Origin of the sequence: Oleiagrimonas sp., assembly GCF_027858935.1 — a bacterium.
Taxonomy (GTDB): domain Bacteria; phylum Pseudomonadota; class Gammaproteobacteria; order Xanthomonadales; family Rhodanobacteraceae; genus Oleiagrimonas.
On sequence record NZ_JAQIBU010000005.1, the window covers coordinates 1 to 25001 of the forward strand.

Annotated in this window: 21 protein-coding genes, 1 tRNA gene and 1 pseudogene; 4 read left to right on the forward strand and 19 right to left on the reverse strand. The window is 60.9% G+C overall.

What is annotated here, in order from left to right:
• From PF446_RS00135 to pilH, 3 genes and pseudogenes are all read left to right on the forward strand, one after another.
• A pseudogene (locus PF446_RS00135) lies at positions 1 to 342 on the forward strand (dihydrolipoyl dehydrogenase); the annotation flags it as partial.
• Between the two features lie 136 nt (positions 343 to 478).
• Complete coding sequence (locus tag PF446_RS00140; RefSeq protein WP_298068504.1) at positions 479 to 1483, forward strand: YhdH/YhfP family quinone oxidoreductase; 1005 nt, start codon at positions 479 to 481, stop codon at positions 1481 to 1483.
• A gap of 138 nt (positions 1484 to 1621) precedes the next feature.
• A complete protein-coding gene (pilH, locus tag PF446_RS00145) occupies positions 1622 to 1987 on the forward strand; it encodes a twitching motility response regulator PilH (RefSeq protein WP_298068506.1) in 366 nt (121 codons plus the stop codon).
• Between the two features lie 72 nt (positions 1988 to 2059).
• Here the strand turns inward: pilH and PF446_RS00150 are convergent, their stop codons facing one another.
• Positions 2060 to 2968, reverse strand: a complete 909-nt coding sequence (locus PF446_RS00150) for a J domain-containing protein (protein WP_298068508.1) — start codon at positions 2966 to 2968, stop codon at positions 2060 to 2062.
• A gap of 213 nt (positions 2969 to 3181) precedes the next feature.
• On the opposite strand from PF446_RS00150, the gene PF446_RS00155 reads away from it, so the two are divergent.
• Positions 3182 to 3667: a peroxiredoxin gene (locus PF446_RS00155; RefSeq protein WP_298068510.1), complete on the forward strand. Its 486-nt coding sequence runs from the start codon at positions 3182 to 3184 to the stop codon at positions 3665 to 3667.
• Positions 3668 to 3739: 72 nt separating this feature from the next.
• On the opposite strand, the gene gyrA is transcribed toward PF446_RS00155, so the two are convergent.
• The 18 genes from gyrA to nuoH form a co-directional block, all read right to left on the reverse strand.
• Entirely contained in the window at positions 3740 to 6379 is a 2640-nt protein-coding gene (gyrA, locus tag PF446_RS00160; RefSeq protein ID WP_298068512.1) for a DNA gyrase subunit A, read from the reverse strand.
• 140 nt (positions 6380 to 6519) lie between these two features.
• Positions 6520 to 6927, reverse strand: a complete 408-nt coding sequence (locus tag PF446_RS00165; protein ID WP_298068514.1) for a GtrA family protein — start codon at positions 6925 to 6927, stop codon at positions 6520 to 6522.
• Positions 6924 to 7943 (reverse strand): S-methyl-5-thioribose-1-phosphate isomerase, encoded by a 1020-nt coding sequence (mtnA, locus tag PF446_RS00170; protein WP_298068516.1) that lies wholly within the window; start codon positions 7941 to 7943, stop codon positions 6924 to 6926. Before mtnA ends, PF446_RS00165 begins: the two co-directional genes overlap by 4 nt.
• Positions 7944 to 8065: 122 nt before the next feature.
• The gene (gene pnp, locus PF446_RS00175; protein WP_298068518.1) at positions 8066 to 10171 is read right to left on the reverse strand and encodes a polyribonucleotide nucleotidyltransferase; all 2106 of its coding nucleotides are present in this window, start codon (positions 10169 to 10171) and stop codon (positions 8066 to 8068) included.
• A gap of 82 nt (positions 10172 to 10253) precedes the next feature.
• Positions 10254 to 10523 carry a 30S ribosomal protein S15 gene (rpsO, locus tag PF446_RS00180; protein WP_298068520.1) on the reverse strand — a complete coding sequence of 90 codons (270 nt, stop codon included), beginning with the start codon at positions 10521 to 10523 and terminating at the stop codon, positions 10254 to 10256.
• Positions 10524 to 10661: 138 nt separating this feature from the next.
• Complete coding sequence (gene truB / locus PF446_RS00185) at positions 10662 to 11612, reverse strand: tRNA pseudouridine(55) synthase TruB (protein WP_298068522.1); 951 nt, start codon at positions 11610 to 11612, stop codon at positions 10662 to 10664.
• A gap of 45 nt (positions 11613 to 11657) precedes the next feature.
• Positions 11658 to 12017 carry a 30S ribosome-binding factor RbfA gene (rbfA, locus tag PF446_RS00190; protein ID WP_298068524.1) on the reverse strand — a complete coding sequence of 120 codons (360 nt, stop codon included), beginning with the start codon at positions 12015 to 12017 and terminating at the stop codon, positions 11658 to 11660.
• A gap of 65 nt (positions 12018 to 12082) precedes the next feature.
• Entirely contained in the window at positions 12083 to 14911 is a 2829-nt protein-coding gene (gene infB / locus PF446_RS00195; RefSeq protein WP_298068526.1) for a translation initiation factor IF-2, read from the reverse strand.
• A gap of 138 nt (positions 14912 to 15049) precedes the next feature.
• Positions 15050 to 16555, reverse strand: coding sequence for a transcription termination factor NusA (nusA, locus tag PF446_RS00200; RefSeq protein ID WP_298068527.1), 1506 nt, complete (start codon positions 16553 to 16555; stop codon positions 15050 to 15052).
• A gap of 44 nt (positions 16556 to 16599) precedes the next feature.
• On the reverse strand, positions 16600 to 17115 hold the full coding sequence (gene rimP / locus PF446_RS00205; protein WP_298068528.1) for a ribosome maturation factor RimP: 516 nt from the start codon (positions 17113 to 17115) through the stop codon (positions 16600 to 16602).
• Between the two features lie 144 nt (positions 17116 to 17259).
• Positions 17260 to 17336: transfer RNA gene (locus PF446_RS00210), tRNA-Met, on the reverse strand.
• 117 nt (positions 17337 to 17453) lie between these two features.
• Complete coding sequence (gene nuoN / locus PF446_RS00215) at positions 17454 to 18899, reverse strand: NADH-quinone oxidoreductase subunit NuoN (protein WP_298068530.1); 1446 nt, start codon at positions 18897 to 18899, stop codon at positions 17454 to 17456.
• Between the two features lie 10 nt (positions 18900 to 18909).
• The gene (locus PF446_RS00220; protein WP_298068531.1) at positions 18910 to 20418 is read right to left on the reverse strand and encodes an NADH-quinone oxidoreductase subunit M; all 1509 of its coding nucleotides are present in this window, start codon (positions 20416 to 20418) and stop codon (positions 18910 to 18912) included.
• A 22-nt stretch (positions 20419 to 20440) separates the two neighbouring features.
• Positions 20441 to 22465 carry an NADH-quinone oxidoreductase subunit L gene (nuoL, locus tag PF446_RS00225; protein WP_298068533.1) on the reverse strand — a complete coding sequence of 675 codons (2025 nt, stop codon included), beginning with the start codon at positions 22463 to 22465 and terminating at the stop codon, positions 20441 to 20443.
• Positions 22466 to 22471: 6 nt separating this feature from the next.
• The gene (gene nuoK, locus PF446_RS00230; protein ID WP_298068539.1) at positions 22472 to 22780 is read right to left on the reverse strand and encodes an NADH-quinone oxidoreductase subunit NuoK; all 309 of its coding nucleotides are present in this window, start codon (positions 22778 to 22780) and stop codon (positions 22472 to 22474) included.
• Positions 22774 to 23400 (reverse strand): NADH-quinone oxidoreductase subunit J, encoded by a 627-nt coding sequence (locus PF446_RS00235; protein WP_298068534.1) that lies wholly within the window; start codon positions 23398 to 23400, stop codon positions 22774 to 22776. The genes nuoK and PF446_RS00235 overlap by 7 nt, the downstream gene beginning before the upstream one ends.
• 52 nt (positions 23401 to 23452) lie before the next feature.
• The gene (gene nuoI / locus PF446_RS00240; protein WP_298068536.1) at positions 23453 to 23941 is read right to left on the reverse strand and encodes an NADH-quinone oxidoreductase subunit NuoI; all 489 of its coding nucleotides are present in this window, start codon (positions 23939 to 23941) and stop codon (positions 23453 to 23455) included.
• A gap of 6 nt (positions 23942 to 23947) precedes the next feature.
• Positions 23948 to 24967 carry an NADH-quinone oxidoreductase subunit NuoH gene (gene nuoH / locus PF446_RS00245; RefSeq protein WP_298068538.1) on the reverse strand — a complete coding sequence of 340 codons (1020 nt, stop codon included), beginning with the start codon at positions 24965 to 24967 and terminating at the stop codon, positions 23948 to 23950.
• Positions 24968 to 25001 lie beyond the last annotated feature (34 nt).

The window sequence follows — 25001 nt, forward strand, 5'->3', positions numbered from 1 at the left end:
GAGATTGCCTGGACCGGAAAAACCGAGCAGCAGTGCAAGGACGAAGGCATCCCCTACAAGACCGGAAGCTTTCCGTTCTCGGCCATTGGCCGCGCCGTGGCCATGAACGAGACCGCCGGTCAGGTGAAGGTAATCGCCCACGCCGAGACCGACCGCCTGCTGGGCGTGCACATGGTCGGCCCGTCCGTCTCCGAACTGATTGCCGAAGCCGTGGTGGCGATGGAGTTCAAGGGCTCGGCCGAGGACCTGGCACGTATCGTCCACGCACATCCTACATTGTCCGAAGCCGTGCACGAGGCGGCACTGTCGGTCGACAAGCGAGCCATTCACAAGGCCAATTGAAACGCAGCCCGGACCCCTCGGAAAAGGTCGCCTGAGCCCACTGCAAGTGCCCGAACACGGGTGACCAAAGGGCATGGCTGCAGCAAGTTTCGCCAGCAATTCGTCCGGAGCGCCCAGGTAACCAGGAGTTCTCAGCATGAACCAGGAAAACTTTCGCGCATACCGCATCCACAACGACGACAACGGCTATCACGCCGGCATGGCTTCTCTCGGACTGGAGCAATTGTCCGAGGGCGAGGTGGTCATTCGCGCACTCTGGTCATCGGTCAACTTCAAGGATGCACTGGCGGGAACCGGCAAGGGCAAGATCCTGCGGCGATTCCCACTCAACGGCGGTATCGACGTGGCCGGCCACGTGCTGCGTTCCGATGATCCGGCCTTCAAGGAGGGCGACGCGGTATTGTGCACCGGCAGCGGGCTGTCCGAAACGCGCGACGGCGGCTACAGCGAAATCGTGCGTCTGCCGGCCAAATGGACCATTCCCCTGCCTGACGGGCTTGATCTTCGCGAAGCCATGATCCTTGGCACGGCCGGATTCACCGCAGGGCTGGGCCTGTTCAAGATGCTGGAAAACCGGCAGCAACCGGACATGGGCCCGATTGCCATCACCGGGGCCACTGGGGGCGTGGGCATGCTCGGTGTGGACATGTTTACCCAGGCTGGATTCGAGGTTCACGCCATCAGCGGCAAGACGGACCACTTTGACGACCTGCACCAGCTGGGCGCAAGCCAATGCCTGGACCGCCGTCACCTCGAGTTCAGCGGAAAACCGATGGAATCGGTCCGTTTTGGCGGAGCGTTCGACTGTGTCGGGGGTGACTATCTGGCCGGATTGCTGGCCTGCACCCAGGCTTATGGCAACGTCGCCAGTTGCGGTCTCGCGGCCAGTGCCGACCTGCCCACGACCGTGATGCCGTTCATCATCCGAGGAGTGAATCTGCTGGGTGTGGCCTCAGCCGGTACCGCCCGCGATATCCGCGAACAGGTCTGGAAGCATCTGGCGGACGACTGGAAACCTGCGCACCTGGATCGCATCTGCACCAATCAGGTCGGCATGAAAGATCTGGGATCGGTCTTCCAACGCATGATGTCCGGCGATTCGTATGGACGGACACTGGTTCAAGTCGCTTCAGATGCTTGATATTTAACTTCAAATATGATCTTTATACCATTCTAAACAAAGATTTTTCTTAAGGGCTTACCATGGCTTGGCCGAATCGTCGGCGGGTCGTAGAATGGTCCGGTCATTCATCACTTCTGCAGCAATGGGGACTTCTACATGGCGCGCATCCTGATCGTCGACGATTCGCCGTCGCAACTGCTGGGCATCAAGCGTATCGTCGAACAACTCGGTCACGAGGCCCTGACCGCCGAGGATGGCGCCGCCGGCGTGGAAGCCGCCAAGAGGGAAAAGCCGGATTTGATCCTGATGGACGTGGTCATGCCCAATCTGAACGGATTTCAGGCGACCCGGACCATCAGCAAGGATGAAGAGACCTCGCACATACCGATCGTGCTGGTCACGACCAAGAACCAGGACACCGATCGTGTATGGGGCATGCGCCAGGGTGCCAAGGGCTATGTGACCAAGCCGATCAACGAGGGTGAACTGTCCAAGACCATCAAGGAACTGATTGCGACCTGATGCAGGCAATCGGCGAGTACAAAGTGCGCAACGGAGCCAGACGGCTCCGTTTTTGCGTTTGTAGCCCAAGCCCTAGCGCGGTTGGAAATCCGGAAAAGCCTCGCGCAATGCTTTGTAGGCAGACTTGTCCGCGTCGCTGACCGCCTTGGGGACGTGTATCTCGACCGTGACCAGCTGATCCCCCGCCGTCTTGCCCGGAAGTCCCCGCCCCTTGAGGCGCATCTTGCGACCGCTCTGGGTACCCGGAGGAATCTGCAAGTCGACGGTGCCACCCAGAGTGGGAACAGGAACCCTGGCCCCCAGTGCCGCCTCCCATGGCGCAACGGCCAGCGAGGTCGATACATTGCGACCGTCCAGCTTGAAATGGGCATGCGAACGGATGCCGATCTCGATCAACAGGTCGCCCCCGGCACCGCCAGCGGCCCCCGGATGTCCCTGTCCGGCCAGGCGAATCACCTTGCCCGACTCGATACCCGCGGGAATCGTCACTTCCAGCACGCGCTCGCCACCAGCACCGTCATGCAGGCTGACGCGAGTCTTGCCCCCGGAAAATGCGGTCTCGAGATCAATATCGATGTGCGCCTGCACGTCACGCCCACGCATGGGGCGATGGCGATGTCCCGCCTGGGCACGTCCTGCTGCCGCGCGACCAAACATGCTCTCGAAGAAATCACTGAAGTCGCCCGCACCACCACCGAAGTCAAACTGGGCACTGTTGCCGTTCCCCCAGCCCGGTGGCGGACGAAAACTGTCGCCTCCGCGATAACCTCCGGCGCGGATATCATCGTAGGATGCACGCTTTTCCTTGTCCTTGAGGACCTCGTAGGCCTCATTCACGGATTTGAATTGATCCTCCGCGCCAGCATCCTTGTTCTTGTCCGGGTGATATTTACGCGCGAGCTTGCGATAGGCCGTCTTGATCTCGGCCTCGCTGCTGTCGGGCTTGACGCCCAGGATGTCGTAGTAATCCTTGAACTCCATGCACACTCCTGGCGGCGCAACGACCGGTGAAGCAAGCCGGCACCGGTTTCATGGAACGGATGATGCCTGCATGAAAGCCGCAGCGCGTTCCCATCATGATCAGACTCTTGAAATGGGCGCAGCATGCGCCGATTCAAGGGTCGGAAGACCAGATTTCGAGATGTAGAATGTAAGCGAAAATCCAACGTGCTCCCAGCCATACAAAGGTCTCACATGTCCATTACCCTCGGCGAACGCATCCCCCATGCCAACCTCAACCGCATCAAGAATGGCGTGGATTCAGTCAGTAGCGAGCAGGTCTTCGACGACCACAAGGTCGTGTTGTTTGCCGTGCCCGGCGCCTTCACGCCCACCTGTTCGGAGCAGCACCTGCCCGGCTACATCCAACAGATGAAGTCATTTCGCGAGCTTGGTATCCAAGTCGCCTGCCTGGCGGTAAACGACGCCTTCGTGATGGACGCCTGGGCGCGTTCGCAAGATGCCCCCGAGGATCTGATCATGCTCGCGGACGGTAATGCCGAGCTGACCCGCGCCCTGGGTCTGGAGCTGGATGGCACGGGTTTCGGCATGGGCGTGCGTGCCCAGCGTTTTGCGCTGTATGCCGAGAATGGTGTGGTCAAGATCCTGCATGTGGAAGCGCCCGGCGAATTCCGGGTCTCCAGTGCCCAAGCCATGCTCGAAGCCATCAATGCGCGTTGACCGACACTGATCGTACAAAAACGGCGCGGGGCTGTCCGGCCCCGCGCCGCTTTGGATTGCCCCTGTTTAGCTTCAGTCCGAAATCGGGTCGTCCTCGTCATCCGATGTATCCATCGGGCCATCCTCTCGACCCTGGGCGGGAACCCCATCCGGATCAGCGGATCCCTCGGAATCGACCTCGACCGACTCGTCCTCCGATTCCAGTCGCACCACCCCGACCAGTTGCTCATCCTCGGGCAGCCGGATCAAGGTCACGCCCTGGGTGTTGCGACCCAGCTGCGACACATCCGCTACCGGCGTGCGAACCAGGGTGCCCTGGTTGGAGATCAGCATCAATTCGTGCTCTTCGGTAACCTGGACCGCGGCCACCAGCGGGCCGTTGCGGTCTGAGCACTTGATGGCAATCACGCCCTGGATACCACGGCCCTTGGTCGGGAAATCCTGCAGCGGTGTGCGTTTGCCATAACCGCGCGCGGTAGCCGTGAGAATGTCACCCTCACGGGCCACGATCATCGAAACCACCTGTGCCTCGCTTGCCAGCCGCATGCCGCGAACGCCGCCGGCCGTGCGGCCCATCGAACGGACCTGATCCTCGGCAAAACGCACGGTCTTGCCATTCGAGGCGAACAGCATCACGTCACGATCACCATTGGTCAGTTCGGCCCCGATCAGGGCATCGTCCTCAGCCAGCTTGATGGCGATCTTGCCCTTTTGCAGCTGGTAGGCGAATTCGGTCAACGGTGTTTTCTTCACTGTGCCCTTGCGGGTAGCAAAGAACACGTAGCGGCCTTCCTCGTATTCACGCACCGGCAGCACGGTCTGGACATATTCGTCATTGGCCAACGGCAGCAGATTGACGATCGGCTTGCCTCTGGCCTGCGGACCGGATTCAGGTATCTGGTAGACCTTGAGCCAGTACACACGCCCGGTGCTGGTGAAGGCCAGCAGGGTGTCATGAGTGTTCACGACCCACAGTTGTTCGACGAAATCCTCGTCTTTCAGCGCCGATGCAGAGCGGCCCTTGCCACCGCGTTTTTGGGAACGGTAGGTGGTGGCAGGCTGACGCTTGACGTAGCCGGTGTGCGAGAGCGTCACCACCACGTCCTCGGGGGCAATCAGGTCCAGTACGTTCAGATCTTCCTGAGAGGGCTGGATCTCGGTCCGGCGCGGATCGCCGTATTCTTCCTTGATCGACTCCAGTTCTTCACGGATCACGGTAAGCAGACGGTCCGGATCCTCGAGGATTTCGATCAGGCCGCGGATGGTATCCAGTAGCTGGCGGTATTCATCGCTCAGCTTTTCCTGTTCCAGACCGGTCAGTCGATGCAGCCGCATGGCCAGGATTTCCTGAGCCTGCGCTTCGGACAGCTGATAGCCGTCGGACTTCAGACCGTCCCGTGGATCCATATCCTCGGGACGCGACGATTCGGCACCAGAAGCCTCCAGCAGGGCGCGAACCAGACCAGGTTCCCAGCGCCGGTCAAGCATCCGCTGCCGGGCCTCGGCAGGAGAAGACGAGGTCTTGATCAGCTCGATCATCTCGTCGATGTTGGCCAGCGCAACGGTAAGGCCCTCCAGAATGTGCGCGCGGGCGCGCGCCTTGCGCAACTCGAAGATCGTGCGGCGGGTAACCACCTCGCGTCGATGTCGGATGAAGGCCTCGAGTGCCTGTTTAAGATTCAGCAACAACGGGCGGCCATCCAGCAACGCCACCATGTTGATGCCGAAGGTGACCTGCATCTGGGTCTGCTGGAACAGGTTGTTCAGCACCACGTCGCCCATCGCATCCTTGCGGATTTCGATAACCACGCGCATGCCGTCCTTGTCGGATTCATCACGCAGCTCGGAAATGCCCTCGAGCTTCTTTTCCTTGACCAGTTCGGCAATCTTCTCGATCAGGCGCGCCTTGTTCACCTGGTATGGAAGTTCGGTGACAATAATCGTCTCGCGGCCGTTCGGCTCGGTTTCGATCTCGGCGCGTGCGCGCACCAGGATACGTCCACGACCGGTCCGATACGCCTGCACAATGCCGGCAGCGCCGTTGATGATCCCTGCGGTGGGAAAATCCGGACCCGGGATGTACTGCATCAACTCGTCGATGCCAAGCTCGGGATCGTCGATCAGCGCGATGGCGGCGGCGATGGACTCGGTGAGATTGTGAGGCGGAATATTGGTCGCCATCCCGACTGCGATGCCGGCCGAGCCGTTGATCAGCAGGTTGGGTACACGTGTGGGCAGGACCAGCGGTTCGCTCTCGGATTCATCATAGTTGGGTCCGAAGTTCACCGTGTCCTTGTCGATGTCAGCAAGCAACTCGTGCGTGAGCTTGGCCATGCGTACTTCGGTATAACGCATGGCGGCGGCACTGTCGCCGTCCACGGATCCGAAGTTGCCCTGCCCGTCCACCAGCATGTAACGCAATGAAAAAGGCTGCGCCATGCGCACGATGGCATCGTAGACGGAGACGTCGCCGTGCGGATGGTATTTACCGATGACGTCACCGACCACCCTGGCGGACTTCTTGTAGGACTTGTTCCAGGCGTTGCCAAGTTCGTTCATCGCGAACAGTACGCGGCGATGCACCGGTTTTAGACCGTCACGCGCATCGGGCAAGGCGCGGCCGACGATCACGCTCATGGCGTAGTCCAGATAGCTCTGGCGCATCTCGTCTTCGATGTTGACGCGGATGACTTCTTTGGCGAGTTCTGCCATTCCTTGCTTCCCTGAATGAGTCGAACAAAGCCCCCGTATGCGGCAGTGAAATGCGCGATTTAGAGCGTTGGGGGGTGGTCTTGAAAGTATACCACAAGCGGGCGCTTCAGTCTCACTATTTAACCTTTATTATCATAAACTTAGGAGGTCTTTCGGGAAGCCTTGAAAACCACGGTTCGTGCTCCGCTGAAATTGAGCATGGCCGCGACCAGCGATCCCGCGGCCACGCCCAGCGCGGGCCAGTGGCGGACGGTCAAGAAAAGCGCAACCGTGAGGGCATAAGTCCCGTAGTTCAGCACCGCGCCAGCGCTCATGACCAGGATCCAGCGCAGCCACTCCTGGCCACCCGGGAGGTGTCGGCGATGGGCAAAAGTGAAACTCCGGTTCCACCACCAGGTCACACTGGCAGCGGCCAGGAAGGAAGGGATGCGGGCAAGGTAGGGACTCCAGTGCTCAAGGTCCACCAGCAACTGCACGATGCCCGCATCGACGATGAACCCGAGCAGACCGCCCGCGGCGAACCAGGTGACTTCGTGGGCAAGCTTCATGCAGTACCAAACACATTTTGCATGCGCTTTGCATTCGGGTTTTTGACCACGCCGCGCTCGGTGACGATCACGTCGATGAGCATGGCCGGGGTTACGTCAAACACCGGATTCCAGGCATCGGCACCTTCCACCACCGTGCGTTTTCCCGAAAAACTCAACAGTTCCTCGGGATTGCGCATCTCGATATCGATAGCATCACCGTCGGGAGTGGCCATGTCGACCGTCGAGCAAGGTGCCACCACCATGAACTTGACGCCATGATGACGCGCCACAATCGAAAGCTGGTAGCTGCCGATCTTGTTGGCGGTATCCCCATTGGCGGCGATACGATCGGCCCCGATCACCACCCACTGCACCTGACCGCTCTTCATCAGGTGTGCCGCGGCCGAATCGGCGATCAAACAGGCCGGGATCCCATCGCGTACCAGCTCCCAAAGGGTCAGCCGTGCACCCTGCAGCCAGGGCCTGGTTTCGCCCGCGAACACGCTCGTGATACGACCCTCGGCGACACCGGCTCGAATCACGCCCAGCGCCGTTCCATATCCTGCCGTGGCCAGTGAACCGGTGTTGCAGTGCGTCAGCACGCCCGATCCGGGCTCGATCAGGGCCGCACCCAGGTGACCCATCTTGCGGTTGGCCGCTAGATCCTCCTCCTGGATGGCCTGTGCTTCCCGCTCCAGTGCCGCGGGCGTATCACCGGCAGCGATCCGTCCGCGCATGCGATCCAGCGCCCACATCAGGTTGACGGCCGTGGGCCGCGCTGAGCGAAGGCGTTGCAATATGGCATCCATATCCTGCCCGGCTCGCGCGGCCAACACCACCGCCCAGGCCGCGGCAATACCTATGGCAGGTGCGCCACGCACCACCAGATCGGCAATGGCCGCATGTACGGACTCGGCGTCACGGCACGTCACCCAGCGTTCCTCCCCCGGCAGGCATCGCTGGTCAAGCAGGCGAAGCTGGTCACCCTGCCATTGAACGGCGCGGACGCTGTCATGAGAAGTGGGCTGGGTCATGCGCCTGGGTCCGGATAAAAGGCGATTATGCCGCGTGCGCGTCTGAGCGTCATGCTCCACAAGCACAAAGGCCCGGCATCAACGATACCGGGCCCTGCATGCGCACCAAGGAAGAACTCGATTCAGGAGGAGGCTTTCTCTTCCTCGGTCACGGCCTTCATGGACAGGCGTATACGACCCTGCTTGTCCACTTCCAGCACCTTGACCTTGACGATGTCGCCCTCGGACAGCTTGTCGGAGACCTTCTCCACGCGTTCCTCGGAGATCTGCGAGACGTGGACCAGGCCGTCCTTGCCGGGCAGGATGGTCACGAATGCACCGAAGTCCATCAGCTTGGCGACCTTGCCCTCGTAGATGCGACCTGGCTCGACATCGGCCACGATCTGTTCGATGCGCTTCTTGGCAGCATCGGCGGCCGGACGGTTGACCGAGGCGATGACCACGGTGCCGTCGTCGCTGATGTCGATGGTTGCACCGGTCTCCTCGGTGATCGAGCGAATGGTGGAACCACCCTTGCCGATGACCTCACGGATTTTGTCCGGGTGGATCTTGATGGTCAGCAGGCGCGGGGCGTACTCGCTCATCTCGGTACGCGGTGTATCAAGTGCCTTGGCCATTTCGCCGAGGATGTGCAGCCGACCCTGGCGGGCCTGGGCCAGCGCGGTCTTCATGATCTCCTCGGTGATGCCGTCGATCTTGATGTCCATCTGCAGGGCGGATACACCCTCGGAGGTACCGGCAACCTTGAAGTCCATGTCACCCAGATGATCCTCGTCACCGAGGATGTCCGACAGCACGACGAAATCGTCACCTTCCTTGACCAGACCCATGGCGATTCCAGCCACCGGTGCCTTCAACGGCACACCGGCGTCCATCATGGCCAGCGAGGAGCCGCAAACGGAGGCCATCGAGGAGGAGCCGTTGGATTCTGTGATCTCCGAGACCACGCGCACCACGTACGGGAAATCCTCCATGCTCGGCTTGACGGCCATCACGCCGCGCTTGGCCAGGCGGCCGTGGCCGATCTCGCGGCGCTTGGGACCCATCATGCGGCCCGCCTCGCCCACCGAGTACGGAGGGAAGTTGTAATGGAACAGGAACGGATCCTTGGACTCGCCGCCCGGTGCATCGATGATCTGCGAGTCGCGTGCCGTGCCCAGGGTGATGGCAACCAACGCCTGGGTCTCGCCACGGGTGAACAGCGCCGAGCCATGGGCACGCGGCAAGACGCCAGCACGCACGGTGATCGGACGCACATCGTCCAGGTTGCGACCGTCGATGCGCTTCTTGGTCTTGAGCACGCCGTCGCGCAGGGTGTGGTACTCGACTTCGCCGAAGGCCGCGCCGAGGGCTGCGTCGGTCCAGCCGTTGGACTCGATCTGGCCGGCCAGGGTTTCCTTGACCTCCGCCTTGAGGGCGGAAACTGCGTCACGGCGCTCGAGCTTGTCGCGAATCTGGAAGACTTCGGCAAAGCGGTCGCCGATGGCGCCCTTGACCGCGTCGTACAGCGACTGGTCGGTTTCAGGAGCGTCCCAGTGGAATGACTTGCGACCGGCTTCATCGGCCAGTTCGTTGATGGCCTGGATGGCGACCTGCATCTGCTGATGACCGTACACCACGGCACCCAGCATCACCTCTTCGCTCAGCAGTTTGGCCTCGGACTCCACCATCAACACCGCGTTGGCGGTACCTGCCACGACCAGGTCCAGTTCGGAATCAGTCAATTCGGTGGCGCTGGGGTTGAGCAGGTATTCACCGTTGGCATAGCCGACACGGGCCGCGGCAATGGGACCCTTGAAGGGCGCGCCCGAGAGCGTAAGCGCGGCCGAGGCGCCGATCAGTGCAGGGATGTCGCCGTCGATTTCCGGGTCCATCGAGACCACGGTCGCAACGATCTGCACTTCATTCTTGAAACCATCGGGAAACAGCGGACGGATCGGGCGGTCGATCAGGCGCGAGGTCAGCGTTTCCTTTTCGGTCAGTCGCCCTTCGCGCTTGAAGAAGCCGCCCGGGATGCGGCCGGCCGAGTAGAACTTTTCCATGTAGTCCACGGTCAGCGGGAAGAAACTCTGCCCTTCACGCTGGGTTTGCGCAGCCACCGCCGCGACCAGCACCTCGGTGCCACCCATCTTGACCAGGACCGCACCGGACGCCTGCCGGGCGATTTCGCCCGTCTCCAGTGTGACTTCGTGTTTACCGTACTGGAATGACTTGGTTACTTTCGCCACAATTTTGTTCCCGATTTTTTTGGAGAAGTGCGACCTCGAATGGCCGCTCTTTGATTTTCGCGTCCATGAAAGGACGCAGGAATCACCGACGCAGGCCGAGTCGTTCAATCAGGCTCTGGTAGCGCGCACTGTCGCGCTGCTTGAGATAACCGAGCAGACGCTTGCGCTGGTTGACCAACTTGAGCAGGCCCCGACGGGAGTGATGATCCTGCTTGTGCGACTTGAAATGCTCGGTCAGGTGGCTGATTCGGGCCGACAACAGTGCAACCTGGACTTCCGGCGAACCGGTGTCTTTTGCGTCGTGGCCGTAATCGCCGATGATCTTGCTGGTCTGTTCCGCGGTGAGCGACATGGAGATGTTCCTCAAAAAATGCATGCGCGAGGCTTGCGCAGCACCACCCGCAGGTGCGGCTGCGCAAACCCCGCAGGTTGTTAAAAAGTTCTGGTCAAGCAGGTATTGTACTGGCCCCGAGGTTGTTACAACAAGGCTTCAGGCATCGATTCCGGCCTCGGGCGGAAGATTGAAGCCCCGCTGCACCCGCAGCAGGCCCTCCGGACCGGCCTGCGCGAGCGCCAGCAACCGCCCCTGGGGGTCGTAGACGCGATACATGCCGGCTTTCATTTCCGGTGACGGGATCGTCTGTCCATGGCTGATTGCGGCCGCTTGCGAGGCATCCAGATCCATTCTGGTCAGGGTCTGCAGTCCCTTGTCGATTGGCAGAAGGACAGCATCCAGGTCTGCCAGGCCCTGCCCCGCTCGCTCGCGCAGGTCCTCGAGCGTATGCATCTGCGGATCCCGGAAGGGCTGCACCCAGATCCGGCGCAAGGCACTCAGGTGTGCCCCGCAACCGATACGTGCGCCCAGGTCACGGGCGAGACTGCGGATATAGGTGCCGGACCCGCATTCCACACGCAAACGCAACCGTTCACCGTCGAACTGCAGCAATTCGATGGCGTGAATCTGGACCGGTCGCGGCTGCAGTTCAATATCTTCGCCACGACGTGCACGCACATACATCGGCACGCCATCGCGCTTGAGGGCTGAATACGCTGGCGGGATCTGGTCGATGCTTCCGATGAAGGCTTCCAGATGCCCGCTTACGGTGTTTTGGTCCATCTCAGGCACGGGCTTGCGCTCCACGACCTGGCCTTCACCGTCATCGGTATTCGTCGTGACCCCGAGCCAGCATTCGGCTTCGTAGGCCTTGCGCGAACCCAGCAGCAGACCGGCAACCTTGGTTGCCTCACCGAGGCAGATGGGCAAGAGGCCACTGGCCAGCGGATCCAGGCTGCCGGTATGTCCGGCCTTGGCCGCCTGAAAGATGCCGCGCACCGCCAGCAATGCCTGGTTGGAGCTGATGCCCAACGGCTTGTCCAGCAACACGATGCCGTGCACATCGCGACGGGCACGTCGAAACTGGCGTTTGGATGGACGGGACATGTGCGCTGGACGTGCGGTGCGGGGAGGAATTCGGGTCAGCCCGGACTACAGCCGACCCTGGTCTTTTTCCTGTTGCAGCAGGTTCTCGATACGCTCGCCCTGTTCGACCGACACGTCGTACTTGAAGCGCAATTCAGGGACCCGGCGGATGCTCAGGGTGTGTGAAAGTTCGCGCCGAAATTCCTTGGCCAGCTCGTTCAATGCCTTAACTGCCGTCTTTGACTGGGTGCTGTCCAGAGCGGTCACCCAGACGGTGGCCACGTCCAGGTCCTTGGTTGCTTCGACATCGGAAACGCTGACCGAGGGCAGCGCATGGTCACGCACCGCGGCATGCACCAAGGAACCGACTTCGCGGCGCAACATGGCCGATATGCGGTCGCTGCGTTTGAAATCTCGTGAAGGCATGGCGTTCCAGGATTCGATCAGTATGGCGTGACGGGCACGATGGCCCGGAGTGGTCGCGCGGCGCCTTACAGCGTCCGCGCCACCTCGATGCGTTCGAAGCACTCGATCTGGTCACCCGACTTGACATCGTTGTACTGGCGAACGGCGATGCCGCACTCGGTCCCGGACTTCACCTCTTCGACGTTCTCCTTGTAACGGCGCAGCGATTCCAGCTCCCCTTCGAAGATCACCGTGTTGTCGCGCAACACGCGGATCGGCTTGCTGCGTTTGACCGTACCTTCGGAGACCATGCAACCGGCTACCGCGCCGAACTTGGAACTGCGGAACACATCGCGAACATCGGCGATGCCGATGATCTCCTCGCGGATCTCGTTGCCCAGAAGGCCTGTCGCCGCCTGCTTCACCTGATCGATCACGTCATAGATGATCGAGAAATAGCGCACGTCCAGCCCGGAAGTGTCGATCACCTTGCGCGCCGAAGCATCGGCACGCACGTTGAAGCCGATCACCAGCGCCCTGGAAGCCGCCGCCAGGGTGGCGTCGGACTCGGTGATGCCACCGACCCCGGAAGAAACCACGTTGACCTTGACCAGTTCGTTGCCAATCTCGGTCAAGGAGTCGCGCAGCGCCTCGGCTGAGCCCTGCACATCGGCCTTGATGAGGATGTTCAGCTGCTGCTGTTCCTCACCCTGGCCCATCTGCGCCATGATGTCCTCGAGGCGGTTGGACTTGCTGACCAGACGCGTCTCGCGACGACGATTCTCGCGCTCGGCCGCTACTTCCTTGGCCAGGCGTTCATCCGCCACGACCACGAAGTCATCTCCGGCCGCGGGTACACCGGAAAGACCGAGCACCTGAACCGGAATGGACGGCCCCGCCTCATCGATCTGATTGCCGGCCTCGTCGATCAGGGCACGCATGCGGCCATATTCGACGCCACATACGGCGTAATCGCTCTTTTTCAGGGTACCGCTCTGGACCAGCATCGTAGCCATCGGGCCGCGCCCACGGTCCAGACGCGACTCGATCACCACGCCGGAAGCCGGGCCGTCCTTGACGGCTGTCAGTTCCATCAACTCGGCTTGCAGGGAAATGGCGTCCAGCAGATTGTCGATGCCCTCGCCGGACTTGGCCGAGACGGGCACGAACTGCACATCACCACCCCAGTCCTCGGGAACCACTTCCTGCGCCACCAGTCCCTGCTTGACGTTCTCGGGATTGGCCTCGGGTTTGTCCATCTTGTTCACGGCGACAATCAACGGCACATTGGCCGCACGTGCGTGCTTGACTGCTTCAATGGTCTGCGGCTTTACGCCGTCATCGGCCGCCACCACCAGCACCACGATGTCGGTCGACTGCGCGCCGCGTGCACGCATGGCACTGAATGCGGCATGTCCCGGGGTATCGAGAAAGGTGATCACGCCCTTGTCGGTGGTCACATGGTAGGCACCGATATGTTGGGTGATGCCGCCGGCTTCGCCGGTGGCCACCTTTGTGCGGCGGATATGGTCCAGCAGCGAAGTCTTGCCGTGGTCGACATGACCCATGATGGTCACGACCGGAGGACGCGGCAGCCTCTCGCCCTGGTCTTCCGTACTCGCAGCCTGCTCCAGAAGCGTAGCTTCGGCACCCTTCTCCTCGTCCTTGACCGGGTTGTGGCCCAGTTCCTCCACCACCAGCACGGCGGTGTCGTGGTCAATGACCTGGTTGATCGTGGTCATTACGCCCATGTTGAACAGCGCCTTGACCACTTCCGAGCCTTTCACGGCCATCTTCTGGGCCAGTTCGCTGACCACGTTGGCTTCGCCCACGGCGACATCGCGCACCACCGGGGCGGTCGGCTTGGAGAATCCGTGCTCACCGCTGGCGGTCGCCGACGGACGATCACCGCCGCGTCCGCGACGGCGGCCGCTGCTGCGGCGCGCGCGATCGGCTTCGGACAAGTGCAGCTTTCCGTTGCTTAAACGCTTGCCCTTGCGACCGCGCTCTTCGCGATCATCGTCTTTCTTGGAGTCCGCGGCGCGTGCAGGCGGTGCCTTGGCGGACGGCTTGGGCTTGCCCATGGCCTCCTCGCGTGACACCTCCCGAACCTTGTTCTGGCGAGGCTTCTGGTCATGCACGCGTGGCATGACCGGAGTCGCCCAGGCATCCTTGGACTTGCTGGAGGCATCGTCGCTGCGGGCAGCATCATTGTTGTCGGATGCATTGTCGCGACTGGCATCAGAGTCGCTGCTGCCAGCAGACTCGCTGTTTTTGGAGGCGGCGCCAGCCGGAGCTTCGTCGATCTCGGCTTCAACGATCTTTGCCTGTTGCTCGGCCTCTGAGCGTGCAGCTTCCTCCACCGCAGCAGCCTTGCTGGCTTCGGCGGCTTCCTCGGCCTGCCTGCGTGCCGCTTCCTCTTCCTTCTGCTTGCGCTCGGCGTCCTCGCGTCGACGCTCCTGCTGCTCGATGCGCTCGTTCTCTTCCTGCTCGCGCTGCTGCCTGGATTCCTCGAGCTTGCGCCCGGCTTCCACGCGCTCGCCTTCGTCATTGGCATCTTCGGTGATCGAGCTGCGCTTGACGTAGGTTCGCTTGGAGCGCACCTCGACATTCACGGTCTTGGATGAGCTGCCACGCGCGCCGCCGCGACCGCTGCCACTGGCGATCTTGAGTTCGCTGACCTTGCGCCGGCGCAGGGTGACCTGGCTGGGGCCGGTCGATTCGCTTTCGCTTCCTGCACTCTCGCCCTTGCCGTGCGTACGGCGAAGGAACCCGAGAAGCTTCATTTTCTCGGTGTTGCTGATGACCTGATCGGGGTCGGCAAATTCCATGCCTGCCTCGCCAAGCTGGGTAATCAGCTTGTCGACAGACAGGTCCAGGACCTTGGCCAGTTGCTTGATGGTGACGTCCGACATGGTTCTCTTACTCCGCCTTTCCCGCGATCTTCTTGTGTGTCACATGCGAAACGTGTTTGGACACAGCCGTTCCGTCCATGGTGGAAGGCATTTCAGCCTTCCCAGATGCGCGCCATCCCGGCCCGCACCCGCTACATATCAGCCTTCCTGCTCCAGGCGCGCAATCATGGGCGCACGTGCCGTCATGATCAACGCGGCGGCACGCTCCTCGTCCATGCCCTCGATGTCGATCAGGTCATCCACCGCGAGATCGGCAAGGTCGTCCGCCGTGACCACGCCACGATCAGCCAGGGTGTAGGCCGTGGCCTCGTCCATCCCCTCGAGCTCCAGCAGGCCTTCGGTCGGCTTGTGATCCTCGATACCTTCCTCCAGCGCCAGAGCCGCAGTCAACAGGGCGTCGCGGGCGCGGGCGCGAAGTTCCTCGACGATGTCCTCGTCAAAGCCCTCCACGTCAAGCAGCTCACCGGTAGGAACGTAGGCCACCTCTTCGACGCTGGAAAACCCTTCCTGGACCAGGATGTTGGCAATCTCCTCGTCCACCTCGAGCTTTTCCATGAACAACTGGCGCGCGGTCTCCTGCTCGGCTTCGCTCTTTTCCAGCACCTGGTCCTGGGTCATCACGTTCAGCTGCCAGCCGGTCAGCTTGCTGGCCAGGCGAACGTTCTGTCCGCCGCGACCGATGGCCTGGGAAAGCTTGTCCTCCGCCACCGCAATATCCATGGAGTGCTTGTCCTCGTCCATGATGATGGACTGGACCTCGGCCGGAGCCATGGCGTTGATGACGAACTGCGCCTGGTTCTCGTGCCACAGGATAATGTCCACGCGCTCGCCGTTGAGCTCGTTGGTCACCGCCTGCACGCGCGAACCGCGCATGCCGATACAGGCGCCGATGGGGTCGGTGCGCGCATCATGTGCAAGCACCGCAATCTTGGCGCGATCACCGGCATCACGGGCGCAACCCATGATCTCGACCAGGCCCTGGCCGACTTCCGGCACCTCGAGCTTGAACAGCTCGATCATGAATTCGGGCGCAGTACGCGATACGAACAACTGCGGACCGCGAATCTCGGAGCGTACTTCGTACAGGTAGCCGCGCAGCCGGTCGCCTACACGCACGGGTTCGCGGGGAATGGACTTGTCGCGCGGGATGAATGCCTCGGCATTGCTGCCCAGGTCCATGTAGATGTTGCCGCGCTCCACGCGCTTGACGATGCCCGTGATCAGCTCGCCCACGCGATCCTGGAAGGCCTCGACCACCAGTGCGCGCTCCGCTTCGCGAACCCGTTGCACGATGACCTGCTTGGCGGCCTGCGCGGCAATACGACCGAACTCGGCGTTTTCGATCTGTTCCTCGACATATTCTTCGACCGCGGCATCGGGGCGTTCGTCGATGGCATCCATCAGGCGAATCTGGCGATAGGGCGACTCCATCTCGACGTCGTCGGCCACGATCTCCCAGCGACGGAAGGTCTCGTAGACTCCCGACTCGCGGTCGATCGCGACACGGATATCCGCGTCCTCGTCCGGATAACGTTTCTTGGCCGCCGAGGCCAGAGCCGCTTCCATGGCCTCGAAAATGGTCTCGCGCGGCACGCCTTTTTCATTGGCTACCGCATCCACGACCAGCAACAGTTCTTTGCTCATTACCGCCACTCCGCGGGCACCACCAAGGCGCCCGTACGTTTCAGTCAGTGTTTCTTGCCTGCGCCCTGGGCGCCTTTCTTCGGTGCCGGAGCATATCCGAGCGCCACCCAATCCGGCACCAGGCGCGCGCTTTCCACGTCTGCATGTTCGAATTGCATGCGTCCGACGCCGTCCACGTCAACCGCGATCTGCGCCTCGTCAACCTGCACAATCCGACCACGCAGGCGACGCCGGTTGTCGATCGGCGCCTTCAAGGTCACCTTGACCTCGTCGCCGACGAACCGCGAAAAATGCTCCGCGGTGAACAGCGGGCGGTCAATGCCTGGCGAGGACACCTCGAGCACGTAATGCCCGGGAAGCGGATCCTCGACATCCAGTATCGCCGAGAGCTCACGACTCGCCGATTCGCAGTCCTCGATGTCCACCTCACGGCCTTCGGCATCGATGTACACGCGCAACGTGCCCTGCCCACCGGAGGGGATCCACTCCACCCCGAAGCAAGTCAGTTCCAGGTCCGCAAGAACCTCGTCGAACCGGTGCGCCAGTGACTGCGTATCCAAGCGTTCGCAACTCCATGTTTCAAAAACAAAAAATGGGCTTGACGCCCATTTCCCTAGGGTGGCCGTTGGATCCAACACCGGCCATTGCGCATCCTTGCGCCCAACAAAAAAGCCTCGCGAGGAGGCTTTTTTGCCAGAAGGTTCTGGTAGCGGGGGTAGGATTCGAACCTACGACCTTCGGGTTATGAGCCCGACGAGCTGCCAGACTGCTCCACCCCGCACCGGAGAAAGAGAACTATAGCGTTGCGACGATCTCTTGGCAATACCGATAGGCTCTGGAAACGCGTATTTCTTCAGTCTGTGGCAAGTTTCCAGAGACCACGCGGGACCTGATTCGGCTAGCCAGCGAAGGCCATTTGACACCAGCCCAGGAGCGGTCCCCAGTAGACACTCAGCACAAGCAGCGCCAGCGCGTTGATGGACAGGACCCAACGCAGCGGAAGGTCCGGCTGCGGCTTCAATTCCTGGCCCTCGACAGGCGCGTCGAAGTACATCACCTTGACCACACGCAGGTAGTAGTACAAACCCACGATCGCCGCGATGGCGGCAACGATGGCCAACCACATCATGCCCGCATCAATGGCAGCCTTCAGGATAAGGTACTTGGCGAAGAAGCCGAACAGAGGCGGCACGCCGGCCAGCGAGACCATCGCAAGCATCATCAGGAACGCCATCCAGGGCGAGCGCTGGTTCAGACCCTTGAAGTCGTCGATGTTGTCGCATTCGAAGCCGGCACGTGCCATGGCCAGGATCACGCCGAATGCCACGGTCGACATCAGCGCATAGCTGATGGCATAGAACAACGCTGCCGCATACCCGGCTGGCGTGGCATTGACCAGGCCCAGCAGCAGGTAGCCCATGTGCGCGATGGTCGAGTAGGCCAGCATGCGCTTGAGGTTGGTCTGCACGATGGCGACAAGATTTCCGATCACCAGCGAGAGCACGGCCAGCACGGCGAACATCAACTGCCACTGGTGAAGGATCGGGCCGCCAGGACCAAACGCCGACAACAGCCGATAGGCCATACCGAAGGCTGCCAGCTTGGAAGCCGAGGCAATGAAGGTGACTGTCGCAGTCGGCGCACCTTCATAGACATCCGGCAACCACATATGGAACGGGGCCGCACCCAGCTTGAAGGCGATGCCGACGATCATGAAGATCAGGCCGAATCGCAACAGGTTGGGCATGTCGGCGTGCAGTGCCGCAGCGTGCAACTGAGCCAGGTCCAGGGTCCCGGTCGCGCCGTAGACCATGGACATGCCATACAACAGTGAGCCCGAGGCAAGCGCACCCAGCACGAAGTATTTGATGGCCGCTTCCGAGGACACACGCGAGTCACGGTTGAACGCCACCAGCGCATAGGAGGACAGGGTCAACAGCTCAAGCCCCAGATATACCGTGACCAGGCTGCCGGCGGAAACCAGAAACATCACGCCGAGCACGGCAAACAGCGTCAAGACGTAGAACTCGCCATGCCAGAGATTGCGATCTTTCAGATACGGACGCGAATAGACAAAGACCAGAAACACCGAGAGCAGCGCGAAAAGTTGCAGGATCTCGGCGGCACGATCGCGCACGAACATGCCATCAAAGGCGGTCACCGGCACGGCCGGTTGCCCACTGACGACCAGCCAGCCTGTCACCACCGTGACAATAATGGCCAACCAGTGCGTCGCGTTGCGCTGATCCGGCTTGATGAAGGCATCCATCAGCAACAGGACACACACGGCTGCGACCAGATAGATCTCCGGCAGCAGGACAAGGATGTCGTTCCAACTCAGCATGCGGCAGTCCTCAGATCTTGCTGATCGCCAATTGATGGACAAGGTGATTGATCGACCCGCCCATCAGATGAACCAAGGGCTCGGGCCAGATACCGATACCCAGCACGACCACGGCGAAGGCGCCCAGCACGAAGGCTTCGCGGCCATTGATGTCCTTCATCGCGGCCACCTTGTCGCTGGTGACATCGCCCCATACCACGCGCTTGACCAACCACAGGGTGTAGCCCGCGCCGATAACCAGGGTGAAGGCCGCGACCAGCGCAATCCAGGGGTTGGCGCTGAAACTGGCCAGGATCACCATGAACTCGCCAACGAAACCACTGGTGCCCGGCAAGCCGATATTGGCCATGGCGAAGAACACCATGAACAAGGCGAACCATGGCATCACGTTGACCAGGCCTCCGTAGTCCTTGATCTGGCGCGTATGCAGGCGGTCATACATCACGCCGATACACGAGAACATGGCGCCCGAGACGAAGCCGTGCGACATCATCTGCACCATGGAGCCCTGCAGGGCCAGCTTGGCTGCGTCGTAATTGCCCAGTTCGCGCACCAGGATGAACACGATGAACAGACCCAGCGTGACAAAGCCCATGTGCGCAATCGATGAATAGGCAACCAGCTTTTTCATGTCCTCCTGGACCAGCGCCACGTAACCGATGTAAATGATCGGGATCAGGCTGAGCACGATCACCAGCCACGCATAGTGCGCCGAGGCATCGGGCAGCATCGGCAGCGAAAAGCGCAGGAATCCGTAGCCGCCCACCTTCAGCATGACCGCCGCCAGGACCACGGAGCCTCCGGTTGGCGCCTCCACATGGGCATCCGGCAACCAGGTGTGCACCGGTACCATGGGAATCTTGATCGCGAAGGCGATCAGGAAGGCGAAGAACAACCAGCTCTGCTGGCTCATCGTCAGCGGCGTAGCCGCCATCGTGGCCATGTCGAAGCTGCCGGCCTGCTGGTACAGGTAGATCAGGCCGACCAGCATGAAGATCGATCCGAGGAATGTATAGATGAAGAACTTCAGCGTCGCATACACGCGACGTGGTCCACCCCAGATACCGATGAGGATGAACATTGGTATCAGCATGGCCTCGAAAAACACGTAGAACAGCAACGCGTCGGTGGCGCAGAACACGCCGATGAGCAGGCCTTCAAGCACCAGCATGGCGGCCACGTACTGATGCGGCTTGTCGTCCTTGATCACGTCCCAGGCGCCGATCAACACCAGCACCCCGACAAAAGTGGTCAACAGGATCAAAGCCACCGAGATGCCATCCACGCCGAGCGCGTAGTTGATGTGCAGGGACTCGATCCAGGGATGGACTTCGACCAGTTGCATCACTGGTCCGTTGGTGTCATAGCCGGTCAGCAGGAACAAACTGGCGACAAAGGTCACGATCGCCACCAACAATCCAATCCAGCGTGAAAGGCTGCTGCGGCTGCCGGCGATCAGCACCGGCACGGCGCCGGCCATGGGCAGCCAGATCAGCAGGCTAAGCAGATGATTCGACATAAGTGCTTGCTTCCCTGAGTGCTCAAACGTGCCCGAACCACCAGAACCCGCCAAGCAGCAGGATCAGGCCGAGGATCATGGCAAACGCATAGTGGTAGAGGAATCCGGACTGGAGGCGGCGCATCCGGGATGCAAGGCGCTGTACGAGTCCGGTGGAACCGTCGATGGCGCCGTCGATCATCGCAGTGTCGCCGGCCTTCCAGAACAGGCGGCCCAGTTTGACGCCGCCGCGTGCAAAGACCGCCTGGTAGACCTCGTCGAACCAGAACTTGCGATCCAGCACGATGTACACCGGCTTCAGGACACGCTTGATGCGATCAGCCATGGACGGATTGAAGATGTACACATAGGTGGTGATTACAAAGCCGAGCACGACGAGCGCGAAAGGCCATCCGGCAAAGCCTTCAAGACCCTTGCTGAATGCGCCATGGTAATGGGTCGCCATTTCGGCCAGCACATTGTGTGCTTGCTGCACGTGGATGGCCTTGCCGAACCAGGTGCCGTAAAGCATCGGACCGACAGTGAAATAACCAATCAGCAAAGACGGTATGGCCAGCATGATCAGCGGTATCGTCACCACCCACGGCGACTCCTTCGGAGGATGTGCCAGCTCGCCAGGCTTGTGATGGTGGTCCTTGCCATGTCCTTCCTGAGCGTGTGAGTCCACCACCTTGAAGCGCTCCTTACCGTGGAAGGTCATATGCATCAGGCGGAAGGTGTACAGCGCGGTTACCAGGGCGCCGAACAGCACGCAAAAGTAGGCATAGCCTGCGCCCCAGCGATGCGCCTCGCCGGCGGCCTCGATGATGGCGTCCTTGGAATAGTAGCCGGAGAAGAACGGCACCCCGCACAGGGCCAGCGAACCCACCCACATGGTGATGTAGGTGATCGGCATGTACTTGCGCAGGCCGCCCATGTGGCGCATGTCCTGCTCATGATGCATGGCGATGATCACCGAACCGGCGCCGAGGAACAGCAGCGCCTTGAAGAAGGCGTGCGTCATCAAGTGGTAGACCGCACCGGCGTAGGCAGACACGCCCAGGGCGACGGTCATGTAGCCCAGCTGCGACAAGGTCGAGTAGGCAATGACGCGCTTGATGTCGGTCTGCACGATACCGATCATGCCGGTGAACAATGCGCCGGTGGCGCCGATCACCATGATGAAACTAAGCGCTGTCGAGGACAGCTCGAAGATCGGCGACATGCGCGCGACCATGAAAATGCCGGCCGTGACCATTGTCGCTGCATGGATCAGCGCCGAAATCGGGGTCGGGCCTTCCATCGAATCGGGCAGCCACACATGCAGCGGTACCTGCGCCGACTTGCCCATGGCGCCGATGAACAGCAGGATGCCGATCACCGTGGCCGCATCCCAGGTATGCCCCTGGGTGATCTGCAGCGTCTTGCCGACCAGGCTCGGTGCATGGTCGAACGCAGTCTGGTAGTCGAGCGTACCGAGGAAATACAGCACGGCTGCAATGCCCAGCACGAAGCCGAAATCGCCCACGCGATTGACCAGGAACGCCTTCAGGTTGGCAAAGATCGCGCTTGGGCGCTTGTGGTAGAAACCGATCAGGAGATAGGACACCAGACCCACCGCTTCCCAGCCGAAGAACAGCTGCATGAAGTTGTTCGACATCACCAGCATCAGCATGGAGAAGGTGAACAGCGCGATGTAGCTGAAGAACCGCTCGTAGTTCTCTTCGTCGGCCATGTAGCCGATGGTGTACACATGCACCATCAGGGACACGAAGCTCACCACCACCATCATCATCGCGCTGAGGCGATCGATCATGAATCCGACGCTGGCGTTGAACTTGCCGATCTGGAACCAGGTGTAAAGGTTGTGGTTGTAGTTGGATGCGCCACCCCAGACCAGCTGGTACAGCACATAGAACGACAGTACGCAGGACAGGCCGACACCGAGAATGGTCACCCAGTGCGAGCCGGAGCGGCCGATGCGACGACCGACAAACCCGGCCAGCACGGCGCCCGCCAGAGGTGCCAGCGCGATGATCAGCAAGATGGAGGTGGGAAGCTGGTGCATGTGTCCTTAACCCTTCATCGAGTCGATGTCGGCGATGTTGATGGTGTTGCTGTTGCGGAACAGCAACGTCAGGATCGCCAGGCCGATCGCGGTCTCGGCGGCGGCCACGGTGAGAATGAAGAACACGAACACCTGCCCCGCCACGTCGCCATGAAAGCGTGAAAAGGCAACGAAATTGATATTGACGGCTAGCAGCATCAATTCGATCGACATCAACAGCACGATGACGTTCTTGCGATTGATGAAGATACCGGCCACCGCGATGCAGAAAAGCACGGCGCCCAGCACAATGAAGTGTGAAAGCGTGATCATGATTCGGACTCCTGCGGGCGTTCGGCATCCATCTTGACGATACGCATGCGTTCACGATGCTTGATACGGACCTGGTCCCCCGGATTCTGCCGACGTGTATTCGGCTTGTGCCGGAGAGTCAGCACCACGGCGGCTATCAGGCCCACGGTGAGGATCAACGCGGCGATTTCGAACGGCAGCAGGAAACGCGTGTACAGCGCCTGACCCAGCCATGCCGTGTTCGACAGGCCTGCCGCGGCGGCAGGGTCGGGGCCCATCAGCGACGCATGCATGGCGCGCACGCCGATCAAGCCGAGCATTTCCACCAGCATGACCGCGGCCACGATGATACCCACCGGAAGGTACTGGATGAAATTCTCGCGCATGCGCTCTTGGTTGATGTCGAGCATCATGACCACGAACAGGAACAGCACCATCACGGCTCCGACATAAACCACGATCAGCACAATGGCCAGGAATTCTGCCTGCGCCAGCAGCCAAAGGCAGGCCACGCTGAAGAAGGTCAGTACCAACGAAAGCACCGCATGCACGGAGTTGCGCATCGTGATCACCAGCAGCGCGGAACCCACCGCAACGGCCGAGAAGGCATAGAAACAAATTAGTTGCAGAAGCTGTGCGCTCACTTCATCTCTCCAGCCAGCCGCGTGTATGTGGTTTGGTTCATGTAGATCACCATCAGCGGTACGCAGCGTCCTGGGCGCGGGCTGCGGCGATGTCCTGTTCGTAACGGTCGCCGATGGCCAGTAGTTTGGCCTTGTCCACCACATTCTCACCGCGCTGTTCGAAGTGATACTCGTGGATCGAGGTCTCGACGATCGAATCGACAGGGCAACTCTCTTCGCAGAAACCGCAATAGATGCACTTGAACAGGTCGATGTCGTAGCGCGTGGTACGCCGCTGTCCATCCTCGCGCGGTGCCGAATCGATGGTGATCGCAAGTGCCGGGCACACCGCTTCGCAAAGCTTGCACGCGATGCAGCGTTCCTCGCCATTGGCATAACGGCGCAAGGCATGCAGTCCGCGGAAGCGACTGGACTTGGGAATGTGCTCCATCGGGAAACGGATGGTGTACTTGGGCTTGAACATGTAATGCAATGTCAAGCCCAGGCCCTGGAACATCTCGATGAGCAGAAGACTCTTGAAGTAGCTTGTGATTCTGGACATGTCTGATCAGCCTCCGATCGTGACCCAGCCGAAGTACTTCATGCAGCCGGTAACAAGCACCCACGCAATCGTGATCGGAATGAAGACCTTCCAGCCCAGGCGCATGATCTGGTCATAGCGATAGCGCGGGAAGGTGGCGCGGAACCACAGGAAGAAGAACGAAAAAAGGAATGCCTTGACGAACAGCCACCACCAGCCGCCCGCACCGATCCAGCCCCAGGAGGCCGGGAACGGGCTCAGCCAGCCGCCCAGGAACAGCACAGCGGCGAGGAAGCTGATGAGGATCATGTTGGCGTATTCGGCCAGGAAAAACACCGCGAAGGCCGAACCGGAATACTCGACATGGAAACCGGCGACGATTTCCGATTCGCCCTCGGCGACGTCGAAAGGTGCCCGGTTGGTCTCGGCCACCCCGGAGATCCAGTAGATCACGAACACCGGAAGCAATGGCAGCCAGAACCAGTCGAACATGCCCTTGGGCCCGGCTTGTGCATCGACGATCGTGGTCAGGTTCAGGCTGCCTGCCAGCACCAGCACGCAGACCAGCGACATGCCCATGGCCAGTTCGTAGGAGATGACCTGTGCTGCCGAGCGCATTGCGCCGAGCAATGCGTAGCGCGAATTCGATGCCCATCCGGCCAGAATGATGCCGTACACACCCACTGAACTCATCGCCAGCAGGTACAACACACCGGCATTGATGTTGGCCAGGACCATGCCCTGATCGAATGGCACCACGGCCCAGGCGGCCAGCGCAGGGATCAGGGCAAGCATGGGCGCCAGGAAAAACAGGAACCGGTTGGCGTTGGCCGGGACCAGGACTTCCTTGATGAGGAGCTTGACCACGTCGGCAAAGGCCTGGAACAGACCCAGTGGACCAATCTTGCTGGGTCCTATGCGTACATGCATCCAGCCGATGACCTTGCGTTCCCAGTACACGAACATCGCCACCGCCAGAATCAACGGCACGGTGATCGCGAGGATCTTCAACAACGTCCAGAGGACGAGCCAGAGTTCAGCTGCCATGCGCTCAGGCCTTCGTCAGGGTGATGGCTGCGCC

Coding starts and splice junctions, on each gene's coding strand:
- PF446_RS00140 (WP_298068504.1), top strand. CDS start 479: ATGAACCAGGAAAACTTTCGCGCATACCGCATCCACAACGACGACAAC.
- pilH (WP_298068506.1), top strand. CDS start 1,622: ATGGCGCGCATCCTGATCGTCGACGATTCGCCGTCGCAACTGCTGGGC.
- PF446_RS00150 (WP_298068508.1), bottom strand. CDS start 2,968: ATGGAGTTCAAGGATTACTACGACATCCTGGGCGTCAAGCCCGACAGC.
- PF446_RS00155 (WP_298068510.1), top strand. CDS start 3,182: ATGTCCATTACCCTCGGCGAACGCATCCCCCATGCCAACCTCAACCGC.
- gyrA (WP_298068512.1), bottom strand. CDS start 6,379: ATGGCAGAACTCGCCAAAGAAGTCATCCGCGTCAACATCGAAGACGAG.
- PF446_RS00165 (WP_298068514.1), bottom strand. CDS start 6,927: ATGAAGCTTGCCCACGAAGTCACCTGGTTCGCCGCGGGCGGTCTGCTC.
- mtnA (WP_298068516.1), bottom strand. CDS start 7,943: ATGACCCAGCCCACTTCTCATGACAGCGTCCGCGCCGTTCAATGGCAG.
- rpsO (WP_298068520.1), bottom strand. CDS start 10,523: ATGTCGCTCACCGCGGAACAGACCAGCAAGATCATCGGCGATTACGGC.
- truB (WP_298068522.1), bottom strand. CDS start 11,612: ATGTCCCGTCCATCCAAACGCCAGTTTCGACGTGCCCGTCGCGATGTG.
- rbfA (WP_298068524.1), bottom strand. CDS start 12,017: ATGCCTTCACGAGATTTCAAACGCAGCGACCGCATATCGGCCATGTTG.
- infB (WP_298068526.1), bottom strand. CDS start 14,911: ATGTCGGACGTCACCATCAAGCAACTGGCCAAGGTCCTGGACCTGTCT.
- nusA (WP_298068527.1), bottom strand. CDS start 16,555: ATGAGCAAAGAACTGTTGCTGGTCGTGGATGCGGTAGCCAATGAAAAA.
- nuoN (WP_298068530.1), bottom strand. CDS start 18,899: ATGCTGAGTTGGAACGACATCCTTGTCCTGCTGCCGGAGATCTATCTG.
- PF446_RS00220 (WP_298068531.1), bottom strand. CDS start 20,418: ATGTCGAATCATCTGCTTAGCCTGCTGATCTGGCTGCCCATGGCCGGC.
- nuoL (WP_298068533.1), bottom strand. CDS start 22,465: ATGCACCAGCTTCCCACCTCCATCTTGCTGATCATCGCGCTGGCACCT.
- nuoI (WP_298068536.1), bottom strand. CDS start 23,941: ATGTCCAGAATCACAAGCTACTTCAAGAGTCTTCTGCTCATCGAGATG.
- nuoH (WP_298068538.1), bottom strand. CDS start 24,967: ATGGCAGCTGAACTCTGGCTCGTCCTCTGGACGTTGTTGAAGATCCTC.